The 869-nt window shown below is 70.4% G+C and carries 1 protein-coding gene and 1 pseudogene; both read left to right on the plus strand.

Features of this window, described 5'->3' with window-relative positions:
- Positions 1-588 (plus strand): OmpA family protein (locus tag HUK82_RS16935; protein ID WP_176615009.1); only part of this gene is annotated, 588 nt, incomplete at its 5' end.
- Positions 585-869: pseudogene (locus tag HUK82_RS16940) on the plus strand (flagellar motor protein MotA); the annotation flags it as partial. The gene HUK82_RS16935 and the pseudogene HUK82_RS16940, both read left to right, overlap by 4 nt.

Below are 869 nucleotides of genomic sequence, written 5' to 3' on the forward strand. Positions count from 1 at the left end.
CAACGCCACGCCGGCGACAGCGCGGCGCATCCGGTCCTGCGGTCCGCCCCGCTGCCCCCCATTCCGCCCGCGCCACCGCCGCAGCCGGTGTTCGTTGCACCGTCGCTGTACGTGCCGCTGCATTCTTTTCCGATCCCCGACGACGTTCCGGCCGTCAAGGACGCGAAAGGCGGTGCGGCCGCGATCGAAGGGGGCCAGCGCCTGACGTTTGCGGCCGGATCGGCCGATCTGTCACCCGCGATGCGTCAGGCCGTGCTCGACTTCGCGGCGGACCTGAGTGCCCATCCCGATGCCCGCGCCGACGTTGATTCCTATGCCGGCGGCACCAGCGATGACCTGTCGACGCCCCGCCGCCTGTCGCTGACGCGCGGGCTTTCGGTGCGTGCGATCCTGATCCATGCCGGCATTGCGTCGACCCGCATCTATGTGCGTCCGATCGGCCTGGCCTCGGCCACCGATACGCCCGTCGCGACCGGGGCAGACGCCCCCGCCGATCATCTCGACCTGACACGTTCGGACCTCGTGCCCACCCACGCGCCGCCAGCGCCCGGCACCCCCGCGACCCCATCCCAGGAGGCCACGCCATGACCCGTCCTACCGTCTATCTGTTGCGCATGGTGCTGTTCCTGGTCGCGGTCGGCCTGGTCGTGGCCCTCCTGTTCCGTACGCTGTGGGCGGCGTTCTTTAATAACCCGCTGCTCGACGGGCTGATCCTTGCCATTCTCGCGATCGGTATCGCGTGGACGTTCTTCATGGTGCTGCGTCTGATGCCCGAGGTCCGGTGGATCGAGACGCTGCGCCAGCCGCGCACCGGGCTGACGCCCCCGCCGCCGCCGCGCCTGCTGGCGCCCATGGCCTCGAGGCTGGCG

This window comes from Ameyamaea chiangmaiensis, from assembly GCF_013376175.1.
In the GTDB taxonomy this organism is placed as follows: domain Bacteria; phylum Pseudomonadota; class Alphaproteobacteria; order Acetobacterales; family Acetobacteraceae; genus Ameyamaea; species Ameyamaea chiangmaiensis.